This window comes from Enterobacter cloacae complex sp. S1 (genome assembly GCF_014930525.1).
In the GTDB taxonomy this organism is placed as follows: Bacteria; Pseudomonadota; Gammaproteobacteria; order Enterobacterales; family Enterobacteriaceae; genus Enterobacter; species Enterobacter hormaechei_C.
In genome coordinates this window covers 155,044-181,361 of the sequence record NZ_JADBRE010000023.1, presented here as the reverse complement: position 1 = coordinate 181,361, position 26,318 = coordinate 155,044, and the positions used below count along the sequence as shown (strand labels likewise).

At 57.0% G+C, this 26,318-nt stretch carries 27 protein-coding genes; 19 read left to right on the top strand and 8 right to left on the bottom strand.

The window, feature by feature from the left end; translation table 11 throughout:
• Nucleotides 1–310: 310 nt before the first annotated feature.
• The 4 genes from qseE to glnB all read left to right on the top strand — a co-directional run bounded on the left by qseE (nt 311) and on the right by glnB (nt 4,246).
• A complete protein-coding gene (gene qseE, locus IM290_RS16345; RefSeq protein ID WP_193042376.1) occupies nt 311–1,744 on the top strand; it encodes a two component system sensor histidine kinase QseE/GlrK in 1,434 nt (477 codons plus the stop codon).
• On the top strand, nt 1,741–2,493 hold the full coding sequence (gene qseG, locus IM290_RS16340) for a two-component system QseEF-associated lipoprotein QseG (RefSeq protein ID WP_015572149.1): 753 nt from the start codon (nt 1,741–1,743) through the stop codon (nt 2,491–2,493). Before qseE ends, qseG begins: the two co-directional genes overlap by 4 nt.
• Complete coding sequence (glrR, locus tag IM290_RS16335; RefSeq protein ID WP_015572150.1) at nt 2,490–3,827, top strand: two-component system response regulator GlrR; 1,338 nt, start codon at nt 2,490–2,492, stop codon at nt 3,825–3,827. The genes qseG and glrR overlap by 4 nt, the downstream gene beginning before the upstream one ends.
• Nucleotides 3,828–3,907: 80 nt before the next feature.
• Entirely contained in the window at nt 3,908–4,246 is a 339-nt protein-coding gene (gene glnB / locus IM290_RS16330; RefSeq protein ID WP_003860685.1) for a nitrogen regulatory protein P-II, read from the top strand.
• 80 nt (nt 4,247–4,326) lie between these two features.
• On the opposite strand, the gene hmpA is transcribed toward glnB, so the two are convergent.
• Nucleotides 4,327–5,517 (bottom strand): NO-inducible flavohemoprotein, encoded by a 1,191-nt coding sequence (gene hmpA / locus IM290_RS16325; protein ID WP_017383546.1) that lies wholly within the window; start codon nt 5,515–5,517, stop codon nt 4,327–4,329.
• Between the two features lie 303 nt (nt 5,518–5,820).
• Between hmpA and glyA the strand changes: the two genes are divergently transcribed.
• Nucleotides 5,821–7,074 carry a serine hydroxymethyltransferase gene (gene glyA, locus IM290_RS16320; RefSeq protein WP_003860678.1) on the top strand — a complete coding sequence of 418 codons (1,254 nt, stop codon included), beginning with the start codon at nt 5,821–5,823 and terminating at the stop codon, nt 7,072–7,074.
• 53 nt (nt 7,075–7,127) lie between these two features.
• Here the strand turns inward: glyA and IM290_RS16315 are convergent, their stop codons facing one another.
• Nucleotides 7,128–7,550 (bottom strand): DoxX family protein, encoded by a 423-nt coding sequence (locus tag IM290_RS16315; protein WP_193042367.1) that lies wholly within the window; start codon nt 7,548–7,550, stop codon nt 7,128–7,130.
• Nucleotides 7,551–7,722: 172 nt separating this feature from the next.
• Here IM290_RS16315 and IM290_RS16310 point away from each other — a divergent pair, with 172 nt between their 5' ends.
• Nucleotides 7,723–8,862: a 3-phenylpropionate MFS transporter gene (locus IM290_RS16310; RefSeq protein WP_032669382.1), complete on the top strand. Its 1,140-nt coding sequence runs from the start codon at nt 7,723–7,725 to the stop codon at nt 8,860–8,862.
• Here the strand turns inward: IM290_RS16310 and csiE are convergent, their stop codons facing one another.
• Nucleotides 8,863–10,140: a stationary phase inducible protein CsiE gene (gene csiE / locus IM290_RS16305; RefSeq protein WP_193042366.1), complete on the bottom strand. Its 1,278-nt coding sequence runs from the start codon at nt 10,138–10,140 to the stop codon at nt 8,863–8,865.
• Nucleotides 10,141–10,265: 125 nt separating this feature from the next.
• On the opposite strand from csiE, the gene IM290_RS16300 reads away from it, so the two are divergent.
• Both IM290_RS16300 and IM290_RS16295 read left to right on the top strand, forming a co-directional pair.
• Entirely contained in the window at nt 10,266–10,904 is a 639-nt protein-coding gene (locus IM290_RS16300; protein WP_048973745.1) for a DUF1007 family protein, read from the top strand.
• Nucleotides 10,895–11,875: a nickel/cobalt transporter gene (locus IM290_RS16295; RefSeq protein WP_193042365.1), complete on the top strand. Its 981-nt coding sequence runs from the start codon at nt 10,895–10,897 to the stop codon at nt 11,873–11,875. The genes IM290_RS16300 and IM290_RS16295 overlap by 10 nt, the downstream gene beginning before the upstream one ends.
• Before the next feature lie 61 nt (nt 11,876–11,936).
• Here IM290_RS16295 and suhB read toward each other — a convergent pair whose 3' ends face one another.
• Nucleotides 11,937–12,740 carry an inositol-1-monophosphatase gene (suhB, locus tag IM290_RS16290; RefSeq protein WP_003860668.1) on the bottom strand — a complete coding sequence of 268 codons (804 nt, stop codon included), beginning with the start codon at nt 12,738–12,740 and terminating at the stop codon, nt 11,937–11,939.
• Between the two features lie 132 nt (nt 12,741–12,872).
• Here suhB and trmJ point away from each other — a divergent pair, with 132 nt between their 5' ends.
• The 11 genes from trmJ to sseB all read left to right on the top strand — a co-directional run bounded on the left by trmJ (nt 12,873) and on the right by sseB (nt 21,668).
• The gene (gene trmJ, locus IM290_RS16285; protein WP_058685888.1) at nt 12,873–13,598 is read left to right on the top strand and encodes a tRNA (cytosine(32)/uridine(32)-2'-O)-methyltransferase TrmJ; all 726 of its coding nucleotides are present in this window, start codon (nt 12,873–12,875) and stop codon (nt 13,596–13,598) included.
• Nucleotides 13,599–13,832: 234 nt separating this feature from the next.
• Entirely contained in the window at nt 13,833–14,324 is a 492-nt protein-coding gene (iscR, locus tag IM290_RS16280) for a Fe-S cluster assembly transcriptional regulator IscR (protein ID WP_015572158.1), read from the top strand.
• Nucleotides 14,325–14,443: 119 nt separating this feature from the next.
• Nucleotides 14,444–15,658 (top strand): cysteine desulfurase, encoded by a 1,215-nt coding sequence (iscS, locus tag IM290_RS16275; protein ID WP_003860663.1) that lies wholly within the window; start codon nt 14,444–14,446, stop codon nt 15,656–15,658.
• A 24-nt stretch (nt 15,659–15,682) separates the two neighbouring features.
• Nucleotides 15,683–16,069: a Fe-S cluster assembly scaffold IscU gene (gene iscU, locus IM290_RS16270; RefSeq protein WP_003860661.1), complete on the top strand. Its 387-nt coding sequence runs from the start codon at nt 15,683–15,685 to the stop codon at nt 16,067–16,069.
• Nucleotides 16,070–16,082: 13 nt separating this feature from the next.
• On the top strand, nt 16,083–16,406 hold the full coding sequence (gene iscA, locus IM290_RS16265) for an iron-sulfur cluster assembly protein IscA (protein ID WP_003860659.1): 324 nt from the start codon (nt 16,083–16,085) through the stop codon (nt 16,404–16,406).
• Between the two features lie 76 nt (nt 16,407–16,482).
• A complete protein-coding gene (gene hscB, locus IM290_RS16260) occupies nt 16,483–16,998 on the top strand; it encodes a co-chaperone HscB (RefSeq protein ID WP_003860657.1) in 516 nt (171 codons plus the stop codon).
• A 14-nt stretch (nt 16,999–17,012) separates the two neighbouring features.
• Nucleotides 17,013–18,863: a Fe-S protein assembly chaperone HscA gene (gene hscA / locus IM290_RS16255; RefSeq protein ID WP_193042364.1), complete on the top strand. Its 1,851-nt coding sequence runs from the start codon at nt 17,013–17,015 to the stop codon at nt 18,861–18,863.
• A gap of 1 nt (nt 18,864) precedes the next feature.
• Nucleotides 18,865–19,200, top strand: a complete 336-nt coding sequence (gene fdx, locus IM290_RS16250; protein WP_003860652.1) for an ISC system 2Fe-2S type ferredoxin — start codon at nt 18,865–18,867, stop codon at nt 19,198–19,200.
• Nucleotide 19,201: 1 nt separating this feature from the next.
• Nucleotides 19,202–19,402: a Fe-S cluster assembly protein IscX gene (gene iscX, locus IM290_RS16245; protein WP_003860650.1), complete on the top strand. Its 201-nt coding sequence runs from the start codon at nt 19,202–19,204 to the stop codon at nt 19,400–19,402.
• 61 nt (nt 19,403–19,463) lie between these two features.
• Nucleotides 19,464–20,750, top strand: a complete 1,287-nt coding sequence (gene pepB / locus IM290_RS16240) for an aminopeptidase PepB (RefSeq protein WP_017383539.1) — start codon at nt 19,464–19,466, stop codon at nt 20,748–20,750.
• 141 nt (nt 20,751–20,891) lie between these two features.
• A complete protein-coding gene (sseB, locus tag IM290_RS16235) occupies nt 20,892–21,668 on the top strand; it encodes an enhanced serine sensitivity protein SseB (RefSeq protein WP_193042363.1) in 777 nt (258 codons plus the stop codon).
• A 17-nt stretch (nt 21,669–21,685) separates the two neighbouring features.
• Here sseB and IM290_RS16230 read toward each other — a convergent pair whose 3' ends face one another.
• The 4 genes from IM290_RS16230 to IM290_RS16215 form a co-directional block, all read right to left on the bottom strand.
• A complete protein-coding gene (locus tag IM290_RS16230; protein ID WP_193042362.1) occupies nt 21,686–22,456 on the bottom strand; it encodes a MurR/RpiR family transcriptional regulator in 771 nt (256 codons plus the stop codon).
• Nucleotides 22,456–23,301, bottom strand: coding sequence for a 3-mercaptopyruvate sulfurtransferase (gene sseA, locus IM290_RS16225; protein ID WP_017383536.1), 846 nt, complete (start codon nt 23,299–23,301; stop codon nt 22,456–22,458). Before sseA ends, IM290_RS16230 begins: the two co-directional genes overlap by 1 nt.
• Before the next feature lie 89 nt (nt 23,302–23,390).
• Nucleotides 23,391–24,758 (bottom strand): 6-phospho-alpha-glucosidase, encoded by a 1,368-nt coding sequence (locus tag IM290_RS16220; RefSeq protein WP_062933302.1) that lies wholly within the window; start codon nt 24,756–24,758, stop codon nt 23,391–23,393.
• A gap of 12 nt (nt 24,759–24,770) precedes the next feature.
• Entirely contained in the window at nt 24,771–26,315 is a 1,545-nt protein-coding gene (locus tag IM290_RS16215) for a PTS transporter subunit EIIC (RefSeq protein WP_193042361.1), read from the bottom strand.
• Between the last annotated feature and the right edge of the window lie 3 nt (nt 26,316–26,318).

Here is a 26,318-nt window from a genome sequence, read left to right as displayed (position 1 = left end):
ACGATTATTAATCATAAGGATAGTATCAATTTTTGCAATCTGGCACGCGCGTTGCATAATAGTAACCAGTGGCTCATTCACCTTCTTATGTCAGCCCCTTCGGGACGTGCTACATAAACTTCGAATGACGCACAAAAAGGTGCCTGCCGTCCAACTACTGATTATTGCAATGCTTTATCAGGCCAGGGCGAAACGTCGAGTTAGGCACCGCCTTATTCCATGACAAAGCCGGGTTTTTACCCGGCTTTGTTGTATCTGAAGGGCAGACTCAGTTACGCTCTCCTCAAACCCGGATGATGAGAGTAATGTGTTGAAACGCTGGCCCGCTTTCCCTCGCTCCCTGCGACAGCTCGTTATGATGGCCTTCCTGCTGATCCTGCTACCTTTGCTGGTTCTGGCGTGGCAGGCATGGCAAAGCCTGAATGCGTTAAGTGCCCAGGCGGCCCTGACTAACCGCACCACGCTTATTGATGCCCGCCGTAGCGAGGCAATGACCAACGCCGCGCTGGAGATGGAGCGTAGCTATCGCCAGTACTGCGTGCTGGACGACCGCACGCTGGAGAGGGTCTATCAGAACCAGCGTAAACGCTACAGCGAAATGCTGGATGCCCATGCCGGGGTCTTGCCGGATGACAAACTCTATCAGGCGCTGCGTCAGGATCTGAACGATCTGGCGCAGCTCCAGTGCAAAAACAGCGGTCCTGATGCTGCCGCCGCCGCCCGACTTGAAGCCTTCGCGAACGCCAATACGGAGATGGTGCAGTCCACCCGTACGGTTATCTTTTCCCGTGGGCAGCAACTCCAGCAGGAGATTGCCGAGCGCGGCCAGTTCTTCGGCTGGCAGGCGCTGGTGCTGTTCCTCGTCAGCCTTGGGCTGGTACTGCTCTTTACCCGCATGATCATCGGCCCCGTAAAGGGGATCCAGCGGATGATTAACCGCCTGGGGGAGGGCAAATCTCTCGGGGATACGGTTGTTTTTAAAGGCCCGCGCGAGCTGCGCTCGGTCGGTCAGCGTATCATCTGGCTTTCTGAACGCCTGGCGTGGCTGGAATCGCAGCGTCATCAGTTCCTGCGCCATATCTCACACGAACTCAAAACACCGCTGGCCAGTATGCGTGAAGGCACGGAGCTGCTGGCAGACGAAGTAGCGGGGCCGTTAACCCCTGAGCAAAAAGAGATCGTGGCGATTCTGGATGCCAGTAGCCGCAATTTACAAAAACTTATTGAACAACTGCTGGACTATAACCGCAAGCTGGCGGATGGTGCTGTGGTGCTTGAAAGCGTTGAGATTGAACCGTTGGTGGACATGGTGATCTCCGCCCATAGCCTGCCAGCAAGAGCTAAAATGATGCATACCCAGGTGGATCTCAATGCGCCTTCCTGCCTGGCAGAGCCGATGCTGTTAATGAGCGTACTGGATAATCTTTATTCCAATGCGGTGCACTATGGTACTGAATCCGGTACCATTTATATCAGAAGCAATAACAACGGTTCGCGGGTATTTATTGACGTAGCGAATACGGGAAGCCCGATTCCGGATGATGAAAAAACGATGATCTTTGAGCCCTTCTTCCAGGGGGGTCATCAGCGAAAAGGCGCGGTAAAAGGAAGTGGTCTGGGGCTGAGTATTGCCCGCGACTGCATACGACGCATGCAGGGTGAGCTTAACATCGTGAGTGATGAACGCGCCGATGTCTGTTTTCGTATCGAACTGCCTCTTGAGCCGGAAAAATCAATGAAATGAATAACAACCTGGTGAGTATGTCACACGTCTTTTACCGCGCACTGCGCGCGGTGTTTTCCAGCAAAAATGTGCGCCTGAGCCTGCCCTGCTTACTGCTGGCCGGCTGTGTAACCCATGCGCCGAAGAGTGCAATTAGCCACAAACAGGAAGATAAATGGCCGCAAAAACAGCTGGCCGATTTCCTTTCAACACGTTGCGATGATATCTGGAACCTGTCGGGGCGTGATGTTGAATCCAATCCGCTGTTCTGGCTGCGCGGAATAGACTGCGCCCAGCGGCTGGCGCCCGCCGAGGCCCGTGCCCAGGCGGCGATGCTGGTGGACGATACCTGGCAGGACGCGTTTAAACGTGGGATCGTGATGGCGGATGCCAGAATCACGCCTGTCGAACGCCGCGCCAACGTGACGCGGCTGGATACTTACGTGATCAATATTCCCCCGCAGGTGCGCCCGGTCTATCAGCTCTGGCGGGATGGACAAACCCTGCAATTACAGCTGTCTGAAGAGCGTTTCCGCTACAGCAAATTGCAGCAGTCGAGCGACAGCGAGCTTGATGCGCTTCGCCAGCAGCAGGAGTCGCTGCGCGAGCAGCTGGAAACCACCACCCGCAAGCTCGAAAATCTGACCGATATCGAAAGACAGCTCTCGACGCGTAAGCCGGCAGGCAGCTATCTGCCCGATGGGTCGAAAGGCAACTCTGCCACGACGCCAGACAGTGAGACGCCGAAACAAGAGGATGTGAAGCCATGACAAGCCGTAAACCTGCCCATCTGTTACTGGTGGATGACGATCCCGGGCTGTTAAAGCTGCTGGGAATGCGTCTGGTCAGCGAAGGCTACAGCGTGGTCACCGCTGAAAGCGGGCAGGAGGGGCTGAAAGTGCTCAGCCGCGAGAAAATCGATCTGGTGATCAGTGATTTGCGCATGGATGAAATGGATGGCCTGCAACTGTTCACGGAGATCCAGAAGCAGCAGCCCGGGATGCCGGTGATTATCCTCACCGCTCACGGCTCTATTCCTGATGCGGTGGCCGCGACGCAGCAGGGGGTATTCAGCTTCCTCACCAAACCAGTGGATAAAGACGCCCTCTATAAAGCAATCGACAGCGCCCTTGAGCATGCGGCGCCATCCGGCGACGACGCCTGGCGTGAATCCATCGTGACGCGTAGCCCTGTGATGCTGCGCCTGCTGGAACAGGCGCGGATGGTGGCGCAATCCGACGTTAGCGTGCTGATCAACGGCCAGAGCGGGACCGGGAAAGAGATCCTGGCCCAGGCGATCCACAACGCCAGCCCGCGCAGTAAAAATGCCTTTATTGCCATCAACTGTGGCGCGCTGCCGGAACAGCTGCTTGAGTCTGAGCTCTTCGGCCATGCCCGCGGCGCCTTTACCGGCGCGGTGAGCAGCCGTGAAGGGCTGTTCCAGGCGGCTGAGGGGGGCACGCTGTTTCTTGATGAAATTGGCGATATGCCCGCGCCGTTGCAGGTCAAACTGCTGCGCGTGTTGCAGGAGCGAAAAGTGCGTCCGCTTGGCAGCAACCGCGATATCGATATCAACGTGCGTATTATTTCCGCTACCCATCGCGATTTACCCAAGGTGATGGCGCGCAACGAGTTCCGTGAAGATCTTTACTATCGACTGAATGTCGTCAACCTGAAAATCCCGGCGCTGGCCGAGCGTGCGGAAGATATCCCGCTGCTGGCAAATCACCTTTTGCGCCAGGCCGCTGACCGCCACAAACCATTTGTGCGCGCGTTCTCCACCGATGCGATGAAACGCCTGATGACCGCAAGCTGGCCGGGCAACGTACGCCAGCTGGTGAACGTGATTGAGCAGTGCGTGGCGCTGACGTCATCGCCAGTGATCAGCGATGCGCTGGTGGAGCAGGCCCTCGAGGGGGAAAACACGGCCTTACCGACGTTTGCGGAAGCGCGAAACCAGTTCGAGCTGAACTATCTGCGCAAGCTGCTGCAAATCACCAAAGGCAACGTGACCCACGCGGCGCGCATGGCCGGGCGTAACCGTACCGAGTTTTATAAATTGCTCTCACGCCACGAGCTGGAAGCGAACGATTTTAAAGAGTAATACCGCAAAATTCGCCTGAATATGATACTGTGAGCAACCGATTACGAGGCTGCTTACTGGCAAGAGTTTAAGGACCCACCATGAAAAAGATTGATGCGATTATTAAACCTTTCAAACTGGATGATGTACGTGAAGCGCTGGCAGAAGTAGGCATCACCGGGATGACCGTAACTGAAGTGAAAGGTTTTGGTCGTCAGAAGGGCCACACCGAGTTATACCGTGGCGCAGAGTACATGGTGGACTTTCTGCCGAAAGTGAAAATCGAGATCGTGGTGAGCGATGATATCGTCGATACCTGTGTGGATACCATCATCCGCACGGCGCAGACCGGTAAAATTGGCGACGGGAAAATCTTCGTCTTTGACGTGGCGCGCGTGATCCGTATCCGTACCGGCGAAGAAGACGACGCGGCGATTTAACATTCTTGCCGGGTGGCGCTGCGCGTACCCGGCCTACAAAACCCTTCGTAGGCCCGTGCAAGCGCAGCGCCGCCGGGCGATTACAGCACTTTATGCGGGCCGAAACATTCGTAATGAATGTTGTCTTTATTCACGCCCAGGTCTACCAGCTGCTTCGCGGCATACTGCATAAACGCTACTGGCCCACAAACGTAGAACTGCATCCCCGGTGCGCTGAACGCCCCTTCATGCTGCCCTAAATTCATCAGGCCTTCGCTGTCGAAACGAGCCGCTGCGCGGTCTGCCTCCGTCGGCAGGCGATACCAGGTATGCGCGGTGAAACGCGGCAGGGTCGCTCCGAGCGCTTTGACTTCATCCGCAAAGGCGTGCACATCACCGTTCTCCGCCGCGTGGAACCAGTTAACCTGCGCGCTGTGGTTTGCTTTCGCCAGCGTATCCAGCATCGCCAGCATTGGCGTCTGACCTACGCCTGCGGAGATCAGCGTCACCGGGGTATTCGTTTCAACGGCCATAAAGAAATCGCCCGCCGGTGCCGCCAGATGGACCACGTCGCCCACGCTGGCTTCGTTATGCAGCCAGTTGGATACCTGACCGCCTTCCTCACGTTTAACCGCAATGCGATAGCCTTTGCCGTCTGGCTTGCGGGTCAGGGAGTACTGGCGAATCTCCTGGTGCGGGAAGCCTTCAGGCTTCAGCCAGACGCCCAGATACTGGCCCGGCTGGTAATCGGCAACCGGCTGACCGTCCACTGGCTCAAATTCAAAGCTGGTGATCAGTGCGCTGCGCGGGGTTTTCTCGACGATGCGGAAGGCGCGCGTGCCTTCCCAGCCGCCATTCTTGCTGGCGTTTTCGCTGTAGATCTGCGCTTCACGGTTGATGAATACGTTTGCCAGTACGCCATAGGCCTTACCCCAGGCATCCAGTACTTCCTGGCCCGGGCTGAACATTTCGTCCAGGGTTGCCAGCAGGTGACTGCCGACGATGTTGTACTGCTCAGGTTTGATCTGGAAGCTGGTGTGCTTCTGGGCGATTTTTTCCACCGCAGGCAGCAGAGCCGGCAGGTTTTCGATGTTGCTGGCATAGGCGGCAATAGCGTTAAACAGCGCTTCGCGCTGATCGCCGTTACGCTGGTTGCTCATGTTGAAAATCTCTTTGAGCTCCGGGTTATGCGCGAACATGCGATCGTAGAAATGGGCGGTCAGTTTAGGACCCGTTTCAACCAGCAGGGGGATTGTGGCTTTCACGGTAGCGATGGTTTGGGCGTCGAGCATAGCAGCTTCCTTCTGATGTTACTTTAATGATGTATTTTAGATGCATCTTATAAAAATACCCATGCAATGTAAATGGTTCTTTGCATCGTGAAAAATATGCATCACAAAGCTGAAAAGAAATCCGTTGAAAATGGCGAGAGCTTTATTGCTCAAACCCTTGCGTGGCGTGGAGGTAAACGTTTGCGTAAAATCGTTTGTCAAGACCTGTTATCGCAGAACTATTCAGTTATACTGTTGCCCGTCGTCCAACAGGACTGCCTTTTCAGGCAAAAATTTACTTGTTAGCTGAGTCAGGAGATGCGGATGTTAAAGCGTGAAATGAACATTGCCGATTATGATGCCGAACTGTGGCAGGCTATGGAGCAGGAAAAAGTACGTCAGGAAGAGCACATCGAACTGATCGCCTCCGAAAACTACACCAGCCCGCGCGTGATGCAGGCGCAGGGTTCTCAGCTGACCAACAAATATGCTGAAGGTTATCCGGGCAAGCGCTACTACGGCGGTTGCGAATACGTTGATATCGTTGAGCAGCTGGCGATTGACCGTGCGAAAGAACTCTTTGGCGCTGACTACGCGAACGTCCAGCCGCACTCTGGCTCTCAGGCTAACTTCGCTGTTTACACCGCGCTGTTGCAGCCGGGCGATACCGTTCTGGGTATGAACCTGGCGCAGGGCGGCCACCTGACTCACGGCTCCCCGGTTAACTTCTCTGGCAAACTGTACAACATCATCCCTTACGGTATTGATGAGTCCGGTAAAATTGACTACGAAGACATGGCGAAGCAGGCCAAAGAGCACAAGCCGAAGATGATCATCGGTGGTTTCTCTGCTTACTCCGGCATCGTTGACTGGGCAAAAATGCGTGAAATCGCTGACAGCATCGGCGCGTACCTGTTCGTCGACATGGCGCACGTTGCCGGTCTGATTGCGGCAGGCGTTTATCCGAACCCGGTTCCACATGCGCACGTTGTGACCACCACCACCCACAAAACCCTGGCGGGTCCACGCGGTGGCCTGATCCTGGCGAAAGGCGGTGACGAAGAGCTGTACAAAAAGCTGAACTCCGCCGTGTTCCCAAGCGCCCAGGGCGGCCCGCTGATGCACGTTATCGCCGCGAAAGCCGTCGCGCTGAAAGAAGCGATGGAGCCAGAGTTCAAGGTTTATCAGCAGCAGGTTGCTAAAAACGCCAAAGCGATGGTGGAAGTGTTCCTGAACCGTGGCTACAAAGTGGTCTCTGGCGGGACTGAAAACCACCTGTTCCTGCTGGACCTGGTTGATAAGAACCTGACCGGTAAAGAAGCTGACGCAGCCCTCGGCCGCGCCAACATTACCGTCAACAAAAATAGCGTGCCAAACGATCCGAAGAGCCCGTTCGTGACTTCCGGTATCCGTATCGGTTCTCCGGCCGTAACTCGCCGTGGCTTTAAAGAAGCGGAAGTGAAAGAGCTGGCGGGCTGGATGTGTGATGTTCTGGACAACATCAATGACGACGCGGTTATCGAGCGCGTTAAAGGTAAAGTTCTGGACATCTGCGCACGCTTCCCGGTGTACGCATAATTCTTTACGTCGCAGAACTGAAAAAGGCCGCTCATGCGGCCTTTTTTTATGGGCTAACGTCGGTCGAGGGAGATGGCCCCCGGCCCGGTAATCGCCAGCAAAATAAAGGCGCCAGCGATACTCACATTTTTGTAGAAGTTAATCATATTTGGCAGGACCGCATCGCCCGTCATATCCCAGTAGTGGTGACCAATCACCGCCGTTCCCAGCGTATAGAAGACAAAGATCACCGCGAGGGGGCGGGTGAAAAAGCCCAGCACGATCAGAATCGCGGCGGGGACTTCCATCACCACCGCAATAATGGCGGCGAGCATGGGCATGGGGGCGCCGAGCGACGTCATATACTGAACGGTGCCGCTAAACCCCGTCAGCTTGGAATAACCGAAAATAATAAACAGGACCACAATAGCAATGCGGGCAATTAAAAGCAGGAAAGAACGAGAGGAGCCGAAATCGAAATAACGTAAGTTGTTCATGGCAAACGACCTCTTCAGGCGATGTTCTTTAAACGTAATACAATTTTGCCGCTCTCGCCATACGCCGACCGGCTGTCCATGATGTTAATTTATCGTTAATTTATAGCGCGCTAACGACTTGCTAAAGTCAGGGATTAACGCCAGACTATCGCCTCCATTTCAGGAGGGATTCATGGTCTTGCATTCCACGCGCTGGCTGGCGCTCAGCTATTTCACCTATTTCTTTAGTTACGGTATTTTTTTGCCTTTCTGGAGCGTCTGGCTCAAGGGAATTGGTCTGACGCCTGAGACCATTGGCATCCTGCTGGGCGCGGGGCTGGTGGCACGTTTCCTGGGTAGCCTGCTGATTGCGCCCCGCGTCAGCGATCCCTCCTTACTGATTAAAGCGGTGCGAATTCTGGCCCTGCTGACGCTGGTCTTTGCGGCCTGTTTCTGGGTCAGCCATCAGTTTGCCTGGCTGATGGTGGTAATGGTTGGCTTTAATCTGTTCTTCTCCCCGCTGGTGCCGCTGACGGATGCCCTGGCGAACACCTGGCAAAAGCAGATCACCATGGACTATGGCCGCGTGCGCTTGTGGGGATCGATTGCCTTCGTGATCGGCTCTGCGCTGGTCGGGAAACTGGTCAGCCTCTATGACTATCGTGCCATTCTGGCGCTGTTAACGCTCGGCATCGCCTCGATGCTTCTCGGTATGTTGCTGCGTCCGTCGGTAATGCCGCAGGGCGAAAGCCGCCATCAGGAGAGCGCCGGCTGGCCCGCCTGGCGCTCGCTGGTGGCGCAAAGCTGGCGTTTCCTGGCCTGCGTCTGTCTGCTCCAGGGGGCACATGCGGCCTATTACGGCTTCAGCGCCATCTACTGGCAGGGGGCGGGCTACTCGGCTTCTGCGGTAGGCTACCTGTGGTCGCTCGGCGTGGTGGCGGAGGTCATTATCTTCGCGCTGAGCCAAAAACTTTTCCGTCGTTTCGGGGCGCGTGACCTGCTGCTGCTTTCCGCCGTTTGCGGCGTGGTGCGCTGGGGCATCATGGGCTGGACGACTGAGCTGCCGTGGCTGATTGTGGCGCAAATTCTGCACTGCGGAACCTTCACCGTGTGCCATCTGGCGGCGATGCGCTACATCGCGGCGCGAGAGGGTGGGGACGTTATTCGTCTTCAGGCGGTCTATTCAGCGGTGGCGATGGGCGGCAGTATTGCGGTGATGACCGTATTTGCCGGTTTCCTCTATCAGCACCTGGGGCACGGTGTGTTCTGGGTGATGGCGCTGGTCGCTTTACCTGCCATCGTCATCCGCCCAAAGGTGGCTGCTCGCTCGTAACTATGATTCGAGCATAACGCGAATATGTTCCTGCTGCTGCGTGTTCAGGGCCTCAACGGCATGAATGAGCGGCGGCGAGAACAGCGGCAGGGCGGTTGGATAAGGCGTAATGACCAGCGCCGCCTCGCGGGGGGCGCCCTCCTTCTTAAACGCCTCCAGGCTAAGATAACGAATATTGAGCGGCAGCAGCGTCAGCTCGCGAAGCTGCTGCTCAATTAACGCTTCGCAGGCTTTATCTTCCCCCGTTAACAGGACCACCTGTTTTTCATGCAGGTCGGTCTCCTGCATCAGCCAGGCACCAAAAATCACCGCCACCAGAGCCATCTCTTCACCGGAGAATCGCAGACCAAATTCGGCTTCCAGCTCAAACAGCGCCTCTTTAGTGGTGCGCAGCAGCCGGGGGTATAAACGGTGGATCTCTTCCGGCAGACTGTTGTCGATGCCGATGTCAAATAATGCGCGGTCCAGCGCCTGAGCCAGATGAATATAAAGCTGATCGGTCAGCCCTTGCTCATCGCTGAAGTTCATCCCGGTTTGCGCCCGGAAACGGGCAACCATACGCACGATGGCGCGACGCAGGCGCTGATCCTGCTGGTGTTTATCCATCACCGGGTCGGGTGTGCGAAGCATCATAAACAGCAGCGCCAGGAACAGCTGTTCATCGCTATGCGTTCCCTGCGGGACGCGCCGTTTCCAGTGGCGGACAATTTCCTGCGCCGTAAAGTATTCCCCTCGGGACTGCGTCCAGCTGCGCTGAACGGGCGAAAACTCTGGCGTATTGCCCAGATGATGCTGAATCAGACAATATTGCAGATAAAGCTGTAAAAACTGTACGTCGCGGGACTCAAACTGGCGCTGAAGCTTGCGCGCACAAAAGTTGATAAGCGCCCGAAGGTTCGCATCGTCATAAAGCGGGCGGGCAATGCCGTGCTGTTTAAGCGCGGTTTTTAAGGCAGGGGTAAACTGTTGGGCAACAAAATGTGGACAGAGCCGAAGCGCCCTGCGCAGCCAGTGCAGCAGGCACAAACGTTGATTCAGGGCGGAACCCTCAATTCGGTAGCAGCCATCATGGTGCGTGACGATATCAAGGCGATGATAGCGCTGGATTTCATCGCGCGTCTCGGCTATATCTTGCCGTGCCATGACGTCGTCCACGCCGTTGGCAGCGATTATGCTCTGTGCGGTGACGGCAGCATCGGGCAGGTAAAGCATCAAAAGCACCTGGCAGCGGCGCTGCGAACTGGAAAGCACAGATGGAATTTCAAGCGTCGTCATCATCTGTCGGGTATCCAGTGTGAATGTTTGATAAGAATAGCTAAAGGATGGGCGCTGAAAAGCGCACCGGCAGGCCTTTCACTCAGGATTGCTGGCGAACATCACAGAATTTTTGACGTGAGGAACAGATGCAAATAGTTAAACAAAGCGCGGTAGCGTTATTTTTGGCGGTTTTCACTTTTGCCGCCGGTGCACATCCTCACAGTTTTATCAGCCTGAAAACCGAACTGGTGACGGACGGCACGCAGCTCAGCGGCCTGAAAATGCGCTGGACGATGGATGAAATCACCTCCGCCGACCTGCTGTACGATGCCGGAAACGCAAAGCCCGGCGATGAGATCTGGAAAAAGCTGGCGGCGGAAGTGATGGCCAACGTGCTGGGTCAGCACTACTTCACCGAGTTCTGGCACAACGGACAAAAGGTGAAATTTCTCAACCGTCCCACGGTGTACGGTATGACCCGCGACGGACATCAGGCGGTGCTGACCTTTATCCTTCCGCTGGCGCACCCTCAACCGCTGGCCGGGCAGAAGTACAGGTTTTCCACGTTTGACCCAACCTACTATGTCGATATGCGCTATGACAATGACAGCGACGTACGGCTGCCGGACGCGCTGCAAAAAAGCTGCAAAATTGCCGTGCACACCCCGAAACCCAGCGAAGAGATGCTGAACTTTGCCGTTTCTCTTGATAAAGAGGATGCGCCCCCCGAAGACATGGAGTTAGGTAAACAGTTTGCGCAGGAGGTGACGTTACAATGTCAGTGATCTCCTCTCCCGTCAGTAAGCCGCGTCGCTGGCTGCACCTCTGGCCTCTGGCGCTCTTTTTGTTGTTTGCAGTTGGCGGTGCGCTCTGGCTGTGGCAGGCATGGCCGCAGGTGATGATGAAAAGCATCCTCTGGCAGCGGGAAGTTAATCAGCAGATGAGCGGTCTGCTGAAAGCCGTGGCGGAAAATCCGACCAAAGCGGGCGGCGCTCTTCTGGCGTTCAGCTTTATCTATGGCGTGCTGCATGCCCTGGGGCCGGGGCACGGCAAAATCGTCATCACGACCTGGCTTGCCACGCATCCGTCGAAGCTGAAATCGAGTATCGGCCTGACGCTGGCTTCTTCTTTACTTCAGGGCGGTGTGGCGATTGCGCTGGTCGTGGTCGTCCTTTCGCTGCTACAGCTGCCGGCCCGCCAGCTGCATATGAGCAGCTTCTGGCTGGAGAAGGGGAGTTACGCGCTGGTAGGCGTGCTGGGGCTGATCCTCTGCTGGCGGGCGCTGAAAAAATTGCGCGCGTTACTGCTAAAGCCCAAATTCAAAGCCTTTACACCGCATCACGTTCACCATGAAAACTGCGGGTGCGGGCATCAGCATCTGCCGACGCAGGAACAATTACAGAACAGTGAGGACTGGCGTGCGCGCCTGATGATTGTTCTCTCAATGGGGATGCGTCCATGCTCGGGCGCAATCATGGTGCTGTTGTTCAGCAAAGTGACAGGCGTATTTGGCTGGGGCATGCTCTCGGCGCTGGCGATGGCGGCGGGAACGTCTCTGACGATCTCTTCGTTAGCCCTGCTGGTGCACAGCTTCCGTCAGCTGGCGGTAAAACTCAGCGGCAATAAAACGCCGGTATTGTGGCGACAGGTTGGCTGGACGACTCTGGCGCTGGCGGGCGGGATGATTCTGCTGGTGGCTGCGGTGACAATGTGGATGAGTGCGGTGCCGGTGGGTAGGGGGTTGCGGCCTTTCTAGCCGTATCTGAGGCGTGTTGTAGGCCCGGTAAGCGTGGCGCCACCGGGCTTAACAGACTGAATTAACGCTTCAGCGCATCGCTCAGTTCATCACGCATGTTTGCCAGCATGGCTTTAACAACGCGCGGGTTACCTGCAACGATGTTGCCGGTAGACATATAGTTATGGCCGCCGGTGAAGTCGCAAACAATCGCGCCAGCTTCACGTGCGATCAGCTCGCCCGCCGCGAAGTCCCACGGCTTCAGAGACAGCTCAAAGTAACCGTCAACGCGGCCGGTCGCGACGTAGGCCAGATCCAGTGCAGCAGAGCCGGTGCGACGGAAGTCCGCGCATTCGGTGAACAGCTTGCCCAGGATATTCATATAAGTGGTTGCGTGCTGCTTCGCCTTGAACGGGAAGCCGGTCGCCAGAATCGTGCCGTCCAGATCGCGTGCATTGCTGCAACGCAGACGGTAGCCGTTCAGCTGCGCGCCCTGACCGCGGGTCGCGGTGAACAGTTCGTTACGCATTGGATCGTAAACAACGGCGACTTCAGTACGGCCTTTGATGCGTACTGCGATAGACACAGAGAAGTGTGGCAGGCGTTTGACGAAGTTGGTGGTGCCATCCAGTGGATCGATAACCCATTGAACATCCTGATCGGTACCTTCATGTTCACCGCTTTCTTCGGTGATGATGGTGTGCTGCGGGTAAGATTTGCGGATCGTTTCGATAATAATCGCTTCTGCGGCTTTATCTACGTTCGTCACGAAATCATTGCTGCCTTTCTGGCTGGTTTCTACGGAGTCTGGGGTTTCGTAGTGTTTGGCAATTACATTACCCGCCTTGCGCGCTGCGCGCACGGCGATGGTCAGCATCGGATGCATCGGTCTCTCTCACTGGATGTTAAAGAACAGGAAAATCGGCGCAGAGTATAGCAGCGGGATCGGATTATGTCTCTCGTTTATGATAATATGCCCGAATATTCTTCAGACACTGAATCCAGACATTTAAAAATTATGCTGCAAAACATTCGAATCGTGCTGGTCGAAACATCGCACACCGGCAACATGGGCTCTGTGGCCCGCGCTATGAAAACCATGGGCTTAACGAACCTGTGGCTGGTGAATCCGCTGGTGAAACCAGACTCTCAGGCTATTGCTCTGGCGGCCGGCGCCAGCGACGTGATCGGGAATGCGCAGATCGTGGACACCCTGGATGAAGCCCTGGCCGGTTGCAGCCTGGTGGTGGGGACCAGCGCGCGCTCCCGTACGCTGCCCTGGCCGATGCTGGACCCGCGCGAATGCGGCCTGAAAAGCATCTCAGAAGCGGAACAGGCGCCGGTTGCGCTGGTGTTTGGCCGTGAACGTGTTGGCCTGACCAACGAGGAATTACAGAAGTGCCACTATCACGTGGCGATTGCCGCCAACCCGGAATACAGCTCGCTGAATCTGGCGATGGCGGTGCAGGTGATTGCCTATGAAGTGCGCATGGCATGGCTGGCGACGCAGGAGAAACCGGTCGAACCTAAAGAAGAGACGGCCTACCCGCTGGTGGACGACCTCGAGCGCTTCTACGGTCATCTGGAGCAGACGCTGCTCGCTACCGGCTTTATCCGTGAAGGCCACCCGGGCCAGGTGATGAACAAGCTGCGCCGTATGTTCACCCGCGCGCGTCCGGAAAGCCAGGAGCTGAACATCCTGCGCGGGATTCTGGCGTCGATTGAGCAGAAGAATAAAGAGTAGTGCAGTGTGTTCGCCGGGTGGCGCTGCGCTTACCCGGCCTACAAAGCCCGTAGGCCCGTGCAAGCGCAGCGCCGCCGGGCAAAATACGGCACAGAAGGTTAAATACCTGACTAAAACAGTCAAGTAAATAGTTGACCAATTTAGTCAGGAATGTCAGACTTGGCCCTGCTATGCAATACCCCCATTTTACAATAAAAAACCCCGGGCAGGGGCGAGTTTGAGGTTAAGTAAGACATGAGACTGACATCTAAAGGGCGTTATGCCGTGACCGCGATGCTGGACGTTGCGCTCAACTCCGAAGCGGGCCCGGTTCCGTTGGCTGATATTTCTGAACGACAAGGGATCTCCCTCTCTTACCTGGAACAGCTGTTCTCCAGACTGCGTAAAAATGGACTGGTGTCCAGCGTTCGTGGCCCGGGCGGCGGTTATCTGCTGGGTAAAGACGCAGGCAGTATTGCGGTTGGCGAAGTGATTAGCGCCGTTGACGAATCCGTCGACGCGACCCGTTGCCAGGGTAAAGGCGGCTGCCAGGGCGGCGATAAGTGCCTGACCCACGCGCTGTGGCGCGATCTGAGCGACCGTCTGACCGGCTTCCTGAACAACATCACCCTGGGTGAACTGGTGAATAACCAGGAAGTTCTGGACGTGTCGGGTCGTCAGCAAAGCCATGAATCACAGCGCAGCACCCGTTCGCAGGACGCCATCGACGTTAAACTGCGCGCGTAATAAAAAGATAAGTATTTCAGAATCAGGCCGGGGCGTTAGCTCGCCCCGTGTACTCGGTCGTACATCCAGCCGGTTGCCTGATTCCTTGCATTGAAGCGATGTACGGAGTTTATAGAGCAATGAAATTACCGATTTATCTCGATTACTCCGCAACCACGCCGGTGGACCCGCGTGTTGCCGAGAAAATGATGCAGTGTCTGACCCTGGACGGAAACTTTGGTAACCCAGCTTCCCGTTCTCACCGTTTTGGCTGGCATGCTGAAGAGGCGGTTGATATCGCCCGTAATCAGATTGCTGACCTGGTCGGTGCCGACCCGCGTGAAATTGTTTTCACCTCCGGTGCGACCGAATCCGACAACCTGGCGATCAAAGGTGCTGCCAACTTTTATCAGAAAAAAGGCAAGCACATTATCACCAGCAAAACCGAACACAAAGCCGTGCTGGACACCTGCCGTCAGCTGGAGCGTGAAGGGTTCGAAGTGACTTACCTGGCGCCGCAGAGCAACGGGATCATCGACCTGAAAGAGCTCGAAGCGGCCATGCGTGATGACACCATTCTGGTTTCCATCATGCACGTTAACAACGAAATCGGCGTTGTGCAGGACATCGCAACCATCGGCGAAATGTGCCGTGCGCGCGGCATCATCTACCACGTGGATGCGACCCAGAGCGTGGGCAAACTGCCTATCGACCTGAGCCAGCTGAAAGTGGACCTGATGTCCTTCTCCGGTCACAAAATCTATGGTCCGAAAGGTATCGGCGCGCTGTACGTTCGTCGTAAGCCACGTATCCGCATCGAAGCACAGATGCACGGCGGTGGTCACGAGCGCGGCATGCGTTCCGGTACGCTGCCTGTTCACCAGATCGTGGGCATGGGCGAAGCGTATCGCATCGCGAAAGAAGAGATGGAAACCGAGATGGCACGCCTGCGTACGCTGCGTAACCGTCTGTGGGACGGCGTGAAAGATATGGAAGAAGTGTATCTGAACGGCGATCTCGAGCAGGGCGCGCCAAACATCCTCAACGTCAGCTTCAACTATGTTGAAGGCGAGTCGCTGATCATGGCGCTGAAAGACCTGGCGGTTTCTTCCGGTTCTGCCTGTACGTCTGCAAGCCTGGAGCCATCCTACGTGCTGCGCGCGCTGGGTATGACTGACGAGCTGGCACACAGCTCTATCCGTTTCTCTTTAGGTCGTTTTACTACCGAAGAAGAGATTGACTACACCATCAAACTGGTTCGTAACTCCATTGGCCGTCTGCGCGACCTTTCTCCACTGTGGGAAATGTTCAAGCAGGGCGTGGATCTGAACAGCATTGAATGGTCACATCACTAATCGGTACATAAGGAGAATTCAATCATGGCATACAGCGAAAAAGTTATCGATCATTACGAGAACCCGCGCAACGTTGGCTCTTTTGACAACAGCGATGAATCTGTCGGTAGCGGTATGGTTGGCGCGCCAGCGTGTGGCGACGTGATGAAGTTGCAGATTAAAGTCAACAATGAAGGTATCATTGAAGACGCGCGCTTCAAGACCTACGGCTGCGGTTCTGCTATCGCTTCCAGCTCCCTGGTCACCGAATGGGTGAAGGGCAAGTCTCTGGACGAAGCACAGGCAATCAAGAACACGGATATTGCTGAAGAACTCGAACTGCCGCCGGTGAAAATTCACTGCTCAATTCTGGCAGAAGACGCGATCAAAGCCGCCATTGCGGATTACAAAAGCAAACGTGAAGCAAAATAATTGAGGTTTGAGTATGTCGATTACCCTTAGCGACAGCGCTGCCGCGCGAGTAAGCTCTTTTCTGGCGAACCGTGGTAAAGGCTTTGGCCTGCGACTGGGCGTACGTACCTCCGGCTGTTCTGGTATGGCTTACGTACTGGAGTTTGTTGACGAACCGGCGTCTGATGACACCGTGTTTGAAGACAAGGGCGTGAAGGTGGTGGTCGATGGCAAAAGCCTGCAATTCCTCAACGGCACTCAGCTGGACTTCGTAAAAGAAGGCCTGAACGAAGGGTTCAAATTCACGAATCCGAACGTCAAAGACGAGTGTGGTTGCGGCGAAAGCTTCCACGTTTAACCGCGCGTCATCCGAAACCCCACCGTGGCTTTGCTACGCGTGGGGTTTGTTCTAACAGGCTACCCCTGAGATTGTTATGGATTACTTCACTCTCTTCGGACTACCCGCTCAATACCCGATCGATCTCCAGGCGCTGACGGTCCGTTTTCAGGATCTCCAACGTCAGTACCATCCGGATAAATTCGCCAGCGGGACGCAGGCAGAGCAGCTGGCTGCGGTGTCACACTCCGCAACCATCAACCAGGCCTGGCAAACGCTGCGTCATCCGCTGGCGCGTGCAGAATATCTGCTCTCGCTCCACGGTTTCGATCTGGCGAGCGAACAGCATACCGTGCGCGACACCGCCTTTCTGATGGAACAGCTGGAGCTGCGCGAAGAGCTGGATGAAATTGAACAGGCTAAAGACGAAGCGCGCCTGGAAAGCTTTATCACGCGCGTAAAGGGCATGTTCGATACCCGCCATCAGCAGATGGTGGAGCAACTGAACAACGAGACCTGGGACGTGGCGGCAGACACTGTGCGCAAACTCCGTTTTCTCGATAAACTGCGAAGCAGTGCTGAACAACTCGAAGAAAAGCTGCTCGATTTTTAATTTCGGAAGCAATTATGGCCTTATTACAAATTAGTGAGCCTGGCTTAAGTGCCGCACCGCACCAGCGTCGTCTGGCGGTGGGTATTGATCTGGGCACCACCAATTCCCTCGTGGCGACCGTGCGCAGCGGCCAGGCGGAAACGCTGGCTGACGAGCAGGGCCGCCATCTGCTGCCTTCCGTGGTCCACTACCAGCAGCAGGGTCACGCGGTCGGGTTTGATGCCCGCACCAACGCCGCGCGCGATCCGGCCAACACCATCAGCTCGGTTAAGCGCATGATGGGCCGCTCGCTGGCTGATATCCAGACCCGTTACCCGCATCTGCCGTATCAGCTACAGGCCAGCGAAAACGGCCTGCCGATGATCGCGACGTCTGCCGGTCTGCTGAACCCGATTCGCGTTTCCGCTGACATCCTCAAAGCGCTGGCGGCGCGCGCCACGGCGACGCTCGGCGGCGATCTCGACGGCGTGGTAATCACCGTTCCGGCCTACTTCGACGATGCACAGCGTCAGGGCACCAAAGACGCCGCGCGTCTGGCGGGCCTGCACGTGCTGCGTCTGCTGAACGAACCGACGGCGGCAGCCATTGCCTACGGCCTCGATTCCGGTCAGGAAGGGGTGATTGCGGTTTACGATCTCGGCGGCGGGACGTTTGATATCTCAATCCTGCGCCTGAGCCGCGGCGTGTTCGAAGTGCTGGCGACCGGCGGGGATTCCGCGCTCGGCGGCGATGACTTCGACCATCTGCTGGCAGACTACATCCGCGAGCAGGCGGGCATCAGCGATCGCAGCGATGCGCGCGTACAGCGTGAACTGCTGGATGCGGCCATCGACGCCAAAATCGCCCTGAGCGACGCGCAGTCGGTCACGGTTAACGTTGCGGGCTGGCAGGGTGAGATCACCCGCAATCAGTTCAGCGAACTGATTGCGCCTCTGGTTAAGCGTACCCTGCTGGCCTGCCGTCGCGCATTGAAAGATGCGGCCGTGGAGGCCAGCGAGGTGCTGGAAGTGGTCATGGTTGGCGGCTCAACCCGCGTGCCGCTGGTGCGCGAACGCGTGGGCGAATTCTTTGGCCGCACGCCGCTGACGTCTATCGACCCGGACAAAGTGGTTGCCGTGGGCGCCGCTATCCAGGCCGATATCCTGGTCGGCAACAAGCCGGACAGCGAAATGCTGCTGCTGGACGTCATCCCGCTGTCTCTGGGTTTAGAAACCATGGGCGGCCTGGTGGAGAAAGTCATTCCGCGTAACACCACCATTCCGGTGGCGCGCGCGCAGGAGTTTACCACCTTCAAAGACGGTCAGACCGCGATGTCCATCCACGTGATGCAGGGCGAACGCGAGCTGGTGCAGGACTGCCGCTCTCTGGCGCGCTTTGCGCTGCGCGGAATTCCGGCGCTGCCGGCGGGCGGGGCGCATATTCGCGTCACCTTCCAGGTGGATGCGGACGGCCTGCTGAGCGTCACGGCGATGGAAAAATCGACCGGCGTGGAATCGTCCATCCAGGTGAAGCCGTCCTACGGCCTGACCGATGGCGAAATCGCCTCCATGATTCAGGACTCAATGAGCTACGCCGAGCAGGATGTGAAGGCGCGTATGCTGGCTGAACAAAAAGTGGAAGCCGCCCGCGTGCTGGAAAGCCTGAACGGCGCACTCGCTGCCGATGCCGCGCTGTTAAGCGCCGCTGAGCGCCAGGTGATTGACGACGCTGCCGCGCGCTTAAGCGCAGTCGCCGAAGGCAATGACGCTGACGCAATAGAAGAAGCCATTAAAAACGTTGATAAACAAACCCAGGACTTCGCTGCTCGCCGCATGGACAAATCTGTCCGCGTCGCGCTGAAAGGCCAGTCCGTGGACGAGGTTTAATATGCCAAAGATTGTAATTTTGCCTCATGCGGACCTCTGTCCGGATGGCGCTGTTCTGGAAGCGAAGACCGGTGAAACCATTCTCGATGTAGCCCTGCGTGCAGGTATCGAAGTGGAACACGCCTGTGAAAAATCCTGTGCCTGCACAACGTGCCACTGCATCGTGCGTGAAGGTTTCGACTCTCTCGCAGAGAGCACCGAAGACGAAGACGACATGCTGGACAAAGCATGGGGTCTGGAGCCCGACAGCCGCTTAAGCTGCCAGGCCGCGGTGACCGATGAAGATCTGGTCGTGGAATTCCCACGCTACACCATCAACCACGCACGCGAGCACTAATATGGGACTGAAGTGGACAGACAGCCGCGAAATCGGCGAAGCGCTCTACGACGCGAACCCGGATCTCGATCCGAAGACCGTACGATTCACCGACATGCACCAGTGGATCTGCGATTTAGAGGATTTTGACGACGATCCAAACGCATCCAATGAAAAAATTCTGGAGGCGATTCTGTTAGTCTGGTTAGATGAAGCAGAATAGATAACATAAACGGGCTGCCTTCAGGCGGCCCGTTTGCTAGTTGCTAATAAGGAAAAATAAAATGACCGAAGCGATGAAGATTACGCTCTCGAATCAGCCTGCTGACGCGCGCTGGGGCGAGAAAGCCACCTACAGCATTAACAACGACGGTATTACCCTGCACCTGACGGGCAACGATGATTTGGGCCTGATCCAGCGCGCCGCGCGTAAAATTGACGGCCTGGGCATTAAGCATGTGTCTCTGGAAGGCGAAGGCTGGGACACCGACCGCAGCTGGGCGTTCTGGGCAGGCTACAAAGGCCCGAAAGGCACCCGCAAAATCGAGTGGGCGAACCTCGATGAAGCCGGTCAGAAAGAGCTGGAAAGCCGCCTGAAGATCATCGACTGGGTGCGCGACACCATCAACGCCCCGGCGGAAGAGTTAGGCCCTGAGCAGCTGGCGCAGCGCGCGGTTGACCTGCTGTGCGGCGTGGCGGGCGACAAGATGTCTTACCGCATCACCAAAGGTGAAGATCTGCGCGAGCAGAACTACATGGGTATCCACACCGTGGGCCGTGGTTCAGAGCGTCCTCCGGTCCTGCTGGCGCTGGATTACAACCCAACCGGGGATAAAGAGGCGCCGGTCTTTGCCTGCCTGGTGGGCAAAGGCATTACCTTCGACACCGGCGGCTACAGCCTGAAGCAGAGCGCATTCATGGACTCCATGAAGTCCGACATGGGCGGCGCGGCGACCATTACCGGCGCGCTGGCCTTCGCCATCACCCGTGGCCTGAACAAGCGCGTGAAGCTCTACCTGTGCTGCGCGGACAACATGGTGAGCGGCAACGCCTTCAAGCTGGGCGACATCATTCGCTACCGCAACGGTAAAAACGTTGAGGTGATGAACACCGACGCCGAAGGCCGTCTGGTGCTGGCCGATGGCCTGATCGACGCCTCTGCGCAGAAGCCGGAGCTGATTATCGACATGGCAACCCTGACCGGCGCGGCGAAAACGGCGCTGGGTAACGACTATCACGCCCTGTTCAGCTTCGACGACAAGCTGGCCGCTCGCCTGCTGGCCAGCGCGGCGGCGGAAAACGAACCGTTCTGGCGTCTGCCGCTGGCCGAGTTCCACCGCAGCCAGCTGCCGTCTAACTTCGCCGAGCTGAACAACACCGCGAGCGCGGCTTACCCGGCGGGTGCAAGCACCGCAGCAGGCTTCCTGTCTCACTTCGTTGAGAACTACCATGAAGGCTGGCTGCACATTGACTGCTCCGCAACCTACCGTAAAGCGGCGGTTGAGCAGTGGTCTGCGGGTGCGACCGGTCTGGGCGTGCGTACCGTGGCGAACCTGCTGACGGCTGAGTGATCTTTTTTGCCGGGTAGCGCTACGCTTACGCGCGCCTTCGGAGTCATCGTATTGCCCGGCGGCGCTGCGCTTGCACGGGCCTACGGTTTTGTAGGCCGGGTAAGCGAAGCGCCACCCGGCGTTTTTTGAAGTAGCCAAACTATGTCAGAAACCAAAAACGAATTAGAAACCCTGCTGGGGCAGGCGGCGACCGAGCCCGCCCACCGTCCGGCCTTTTTCCGCACGCTGCTGGAATCCACCGTCTGGGTGCCGGGCACCGCGGCGGAAGGGGAGCAGGTTGTCGAAGACAGCGCGCTGGATCTGCTGCACTGGGAGAAAGACGACGGCACGTCGGTGATCCCGTTCTTTACCTCGCTCGGGGCCTTGCAGGAAGCGGTAGAAGATGAGCAGGCGTTCGTGGTGATGCCGGTGCGCACGTTGTTCGAAATGACGCTGGGGCAGACGCTGTTCCTCAACGCCAAACTGCCGACCGGGAAAGAGTTTACTCCGCGCGAAATCAGCCACCTGTTGGGTGAAGAGGGCAACCCGCTCAGCACCCAGGAAGTGCTGGAAGGGGGCGAAACGCTGCTGCTGTCTGAAGTGGCCGAGCCGCCCGCGCAGATGATTGACTCCCTGACCACGCTGTTTAAAACCATCAAGCCGGTAAAACGCGCGTTTCTCTGCTCCATCAAAGAGAGCGCTGACGAAAAGCCTGTTCTGCTGATAGGGATTGAGGCCGACGGCGATATCGACGAGATCATCCAGGCAGCGGGAAGCGTGGCAACCGACACCCTGCCGGGCGATGAGCCGATTGATATCTGTCAGGTGAAGAAAGGTGAGAAGGGGATCAGCCACTTTATTACCGAGCACATCACCCCGTTCTACGAGCGTCGCTGGGGCGGCTTCCTGCGCGATCTCAAGACCAACCGCATTATCTGATTACGGCGGGGTGACCTTCACCCCGTTGCTTCCAGCAGCAGTAAATCCATCAGCAGCACCAGATTCGACTCAAACGACGTTACCCCTGCGGCTTCGGCGGCGAAATGTACCGCTTCGTCATAGAGGGCAAAATGCACGTCCGCCATACCCGCCAGCGTATTGGCCGACGCGCGGGTAAACGCGACGATCGTCATGCCGACGTTTTTGGCGATCCGCGCTTTATCCAGTACCTGCTCCGTTTCGCCGCTGCGTGAAACGGCAATAAACACCTGATAGCGCGCGGCGTTGCTGAGAAAAATATTCCGGCTGTCTCCCGGCCCGGAGATGAACGCCGTTTTTCCCAGCACCTGCAACTTCTTGGTCAGGTACTCGGCAAAAAGGTACGAAAACCCGGCGCCGTAGAGAAAGAAGCTCTCTTTCTGGCGCAGCAGGCTGGCAAACTGCTGGCGTTTGTCCTGAGTGACCCACTGGAGGGTCTGCTGATAGTTGGCAACGAACCGGGTAAAAAGCGCGGGCATTTCCGCATGTTGCTCAGGCTGTACGGCAATATGCGGCGTGTCAGAAAGCAGCTGCTTGCAGTGCCAGATAAACTCGCTAAAGCCGCTAAACCCCAGCTTCTGACACAGCCGCATAATCGTCGCGGTAGAGACAAATGTCGCCTGCGCCAGCTCGCGCACCGTGATGTTGCCCACCAGCAATGGATGCTCAGTGAGGTGGGCGAGGACGCGATACTCCGCGCGGGTCAGCGACGACCCGCGCGTTAACAGCGTTGCCAGGCGGTTATCCATTATTTCGCCGGTTCAACCGGCAGATCGTCCCGTGCACCCCATTCACTCCAGGCGCCGTCGTACAGAGTCACGTCATTCGCGCCAAGGGTTGCCAGCGCCAGGATCACCACGCAGGCCGTCACGCCGGAGCCGCAGCTGGCAATAACCGGACGATGCAAATCCACGCCCTGACGTTCAAAAATGGCACGCAATTCATCGGTGGTTTTCAGCTCGCCTTCAAACACCAGATCGCCCCACGGTACGTTCAGCGCCCCCGGGATATGTCCGCGTTTCAGTCCCGGACGCGGCTCGTCCGCTTCTGCGTTGAAACGTGGAGCGGGACGCGCATCGACGATTTGCGCCGTGTTTTCGTGGCTCACGACCAGCACGTCGGTCAGGCGCTTGACCACGTTAGCGTCAAACGTGGCATCAAATTCCCCTTCCGGCAGCGTGACGTCACCCTGCTGAAGCGGTAGTTCGTCGCGCTTCCAGCCTGCAAGTCCGCCCGCCAGAATCGATACCTTTTCCACGCCGAAGTTTTTCAGCATCCACCACGCTCGCGGCGCGGAAAACAGATTACCTTCATCGTAAACAACAAGATGTTTATCTTTGCTGATGCCCAGCTCGCGCATCGCCACGGAAAACGCTTCCGGGCGAGGCAGCATGTGCGGCAGGGGAGAGGTGTGATCGGAGAGGGCTTCGATATCAAAAAATACCGCGCCAGGCAGGTGCCCTGCACGGTATTCAGCGGGAACGTCACGATGTTCCTGGCCCGGAGGGGCCATGCGCGCGTCGATAATCTGAACTTCCGGGTCGTCGCCGTGCTCAATCAGCCAGTCGGCAGCGACAAAATATGAGGTGGACATGGTTGCCTCCATTCTTTTCCGTAAAAAAGGATTGTCGGTGTTTTTTCTGACACCGACAAGCTAACCACGTTCAACTCGCGAGCAAGCCCCTATTTTTTCACCGCTTCACCGTCCTGCCAGGCCTTTTGCAGCGCAGGCCAGTAGTCGCGGTTGGCTTCGATCATCTCATCCAGAATCGCTTTCGCGTGCTCCATGGTCGGCACGGTGCGGTTCAGAGTGAACGCCTGCAACGCTTTCTCGTAGCTGCCTTCGATGGTTGCCTCAACCAGCAGCTGTTCAGAGGCGAGCTGCTGTTGCAGGAGCGTCTGGTGGAACAGCGGCACCTGACCCACGCGGACAGGCTCCGGCCCTTCGGAGGTGATATAGGCAGGCACTTCCACCACCGCATCGTACGGTAAGTTGGTAATCGCCCCGCGGTTTTCCACCATCACCAGATGGCGTTGGCGCAGGTTGAACGCCAGCGAGCAGGCGACATCGACGATAAATTCGCCGTGAACACCTACGTGGAAGGCGTCCGGTAAGATCCCGCTGCGCTGGTACTCTTCGGCGGCGGCAAACAGCTTTTTCTCACGCCCGTTCATCACTTCGTTGGCGCGGGTATAGTCAGGGTTCTGATGCTCCACAATCTGGTTAGGCATCAGGTAGTACTGTAGATACGGGTTCGGCAGGTACTCCGGGAAGTTATCCATAATCGGCTTGATGTTGCGCCAGGTTTTCACCCACGACGGATCCGAGTGCTGCGGGTCGGTTTTCGCGGCATCTTCCGTCAGCAGGCCAAACTTCGCGATATGTTTACGCAGCTCCGGCAGCTTGTCCTCGCCGTCCACCCGCACGCGGGTAAACCAGCCAAAGTGATTGAGGCCAAAATAGTCCACCTCGAGTTTATGGCGATCCACGCCCAGAATGGCGCCCATATTGCGCATCGCGGCGACAGGCATATCGCAGATGTTCAGCACGCGGGCGTTGGGGCGCAGGCGACGCACGCCCTCAGCGACAATCGCCGCCGGGTTGGAGTAGTTCACGATCCACGCCTTTTCGTGCGCGTAGCGTTCCACCCGATCGATCAGCTCTACCATCGGCAGGATCGTACGCAGGCCATATGCCAGCCCGCCGGGTCCGCAGGTTTCCTGGCCGACCACCCCGTGGCGCAGCGGGATCTTTTCATCCTGCTCGCGCATTTTGTACTGTCCGACGCGCATCTGAGCAAAAACAAAATGCGCGCCGCTGAAGGCCACTTCCGGATCGCTGGTGACGGTGAATTTGATGCTCTGGCTGTGGTCTCGAATAACCTTCTCCACCACGGGCGCAATGGTGTTCTGGCGCGCCTCGTCAATGTCATACAGGCGGATCTCTGCCAGAGGGAAATCATGCAGACGTACCATCAGGCTTTTCACAATACCTGGCGTGTAGGTGCTACCGCCGCCGGCAATCGACAGAATAAATGGGGGTGTAAACATCTTTAGCTCCTTTCAGAGAAACGTCTCAACGGCTTCTCGCATTTTTTTGACATGCAGCCCGTAGACCACCTGAACGTTGTTACCTTGTTTGATAACCCCTTTCGCGCCGGTCGCTTTCAGGCGCGGTTCGTCGATGATGGCGACGTCCTTCACCGTAACGCGTAAGCGGGTGTAGCAGTTATCCACTACCTCAATATTTTCCCGACCGCCCAGACCAACGACGATCGATTCGCCCAGCCCGTCGTTATTGCCCTTCGCCTGGTACTCCTGCTTGCTGTAAAGGCGTGTCTCCTGGTCCTCATCTTCACGCCCCGGCGTTTTCATGTTGAAGCGCAGGATCAGTAAGCGGAATACCACGAAATAAAGGGCGAACATGATCAGCCCGACCACGATGTACATGGGCCAGTTGGACTTCTCCGTGCCGAGCGGCAGGTTGTAGAGGATGAAATCGATAATCCCGTTGGCGCCGATGGCGTGAACGCCAAACAGCGAGAACAGCATCATGCCGATACCGGTCAGCACCGCATGCACCACGAACAGCAGCGGGGCGACAAACAGGAAGGAGAACTCAATTGGCTCGGTTACGCCGACCAGCAGCGAGGTCAGCGCCGCCGGGATCAGAATGGCTTTCGCAATCGCTTTACGCTCTGGCTTCGCGGTCATGTACATCGCCAGCGCGGCGGCAGGAAGGCCGAACATCTTGCTGATGCCGCGCGCATCCCACACCACGGTACTGCTGAGCTGCTTCACGTCCGGGCAGGCCATTTCGGCGAAGTAGATATTGCGCGCGCCCTGGTAAGCTGTACCGCACACCTCCTGCGTACCGCCCAGTTCGGTATACAGGAACGGCGTATAGACCAGATGATGCAGGCCCGTCGGCACCAGAATGCGTTCAAGGAAACCGTAGATCGCCACGCCAAACGGACCGGACCCTTTGATCGCCAGCGCCAGGGCGCTTATTCCATGCTGTGCGTACGGCCAGAGTTCGCTCATGACCACGCCGAGCAGCATAGAGACAGGCAGCATCACAATCGCGACAAAGCAGTGGCCGGAGTAAATCGCCATCGCGCCGTTAAACTGGACCCCGGAATATTTGTTGTACAGATAACCGGAGAGCGCCCCGGTCAGGATCCCGGCGAAAACGCCCATCTCCAGCACCTGGACGCCCAGCACCATGCTTTGTCCGGCGGCTTTCATCTGTTCCGCAGGGGCCAGTTCTCCCTGAAGCTGTAACGTCACGTTCATCGCGTTAATGAATACGATAAAGGTCACCAGCCCAATCAACGCCGCGTAGCCTTTGTCTCGTGTTGCCAGTCCAATGGGGATCCCGACGGCAAACACCAGCGCCAGGTTGACCAGCACCGACACGGCAGATTTGGCGATCAGCTGGCCGACACTCTGGATCAGCGGATGGCCGAGAAACGGCAGGTACTCGGCCAGATTGCCGTTACCCAGTATATTCCCGAAGGCGATAAACAGGCCGACGATGGGTAAGATAAGTACAGGTCCGTAAAGTGATTTTCCGAAATTTTGTAGGGCGTTCACGGCTCGTTTCATGGC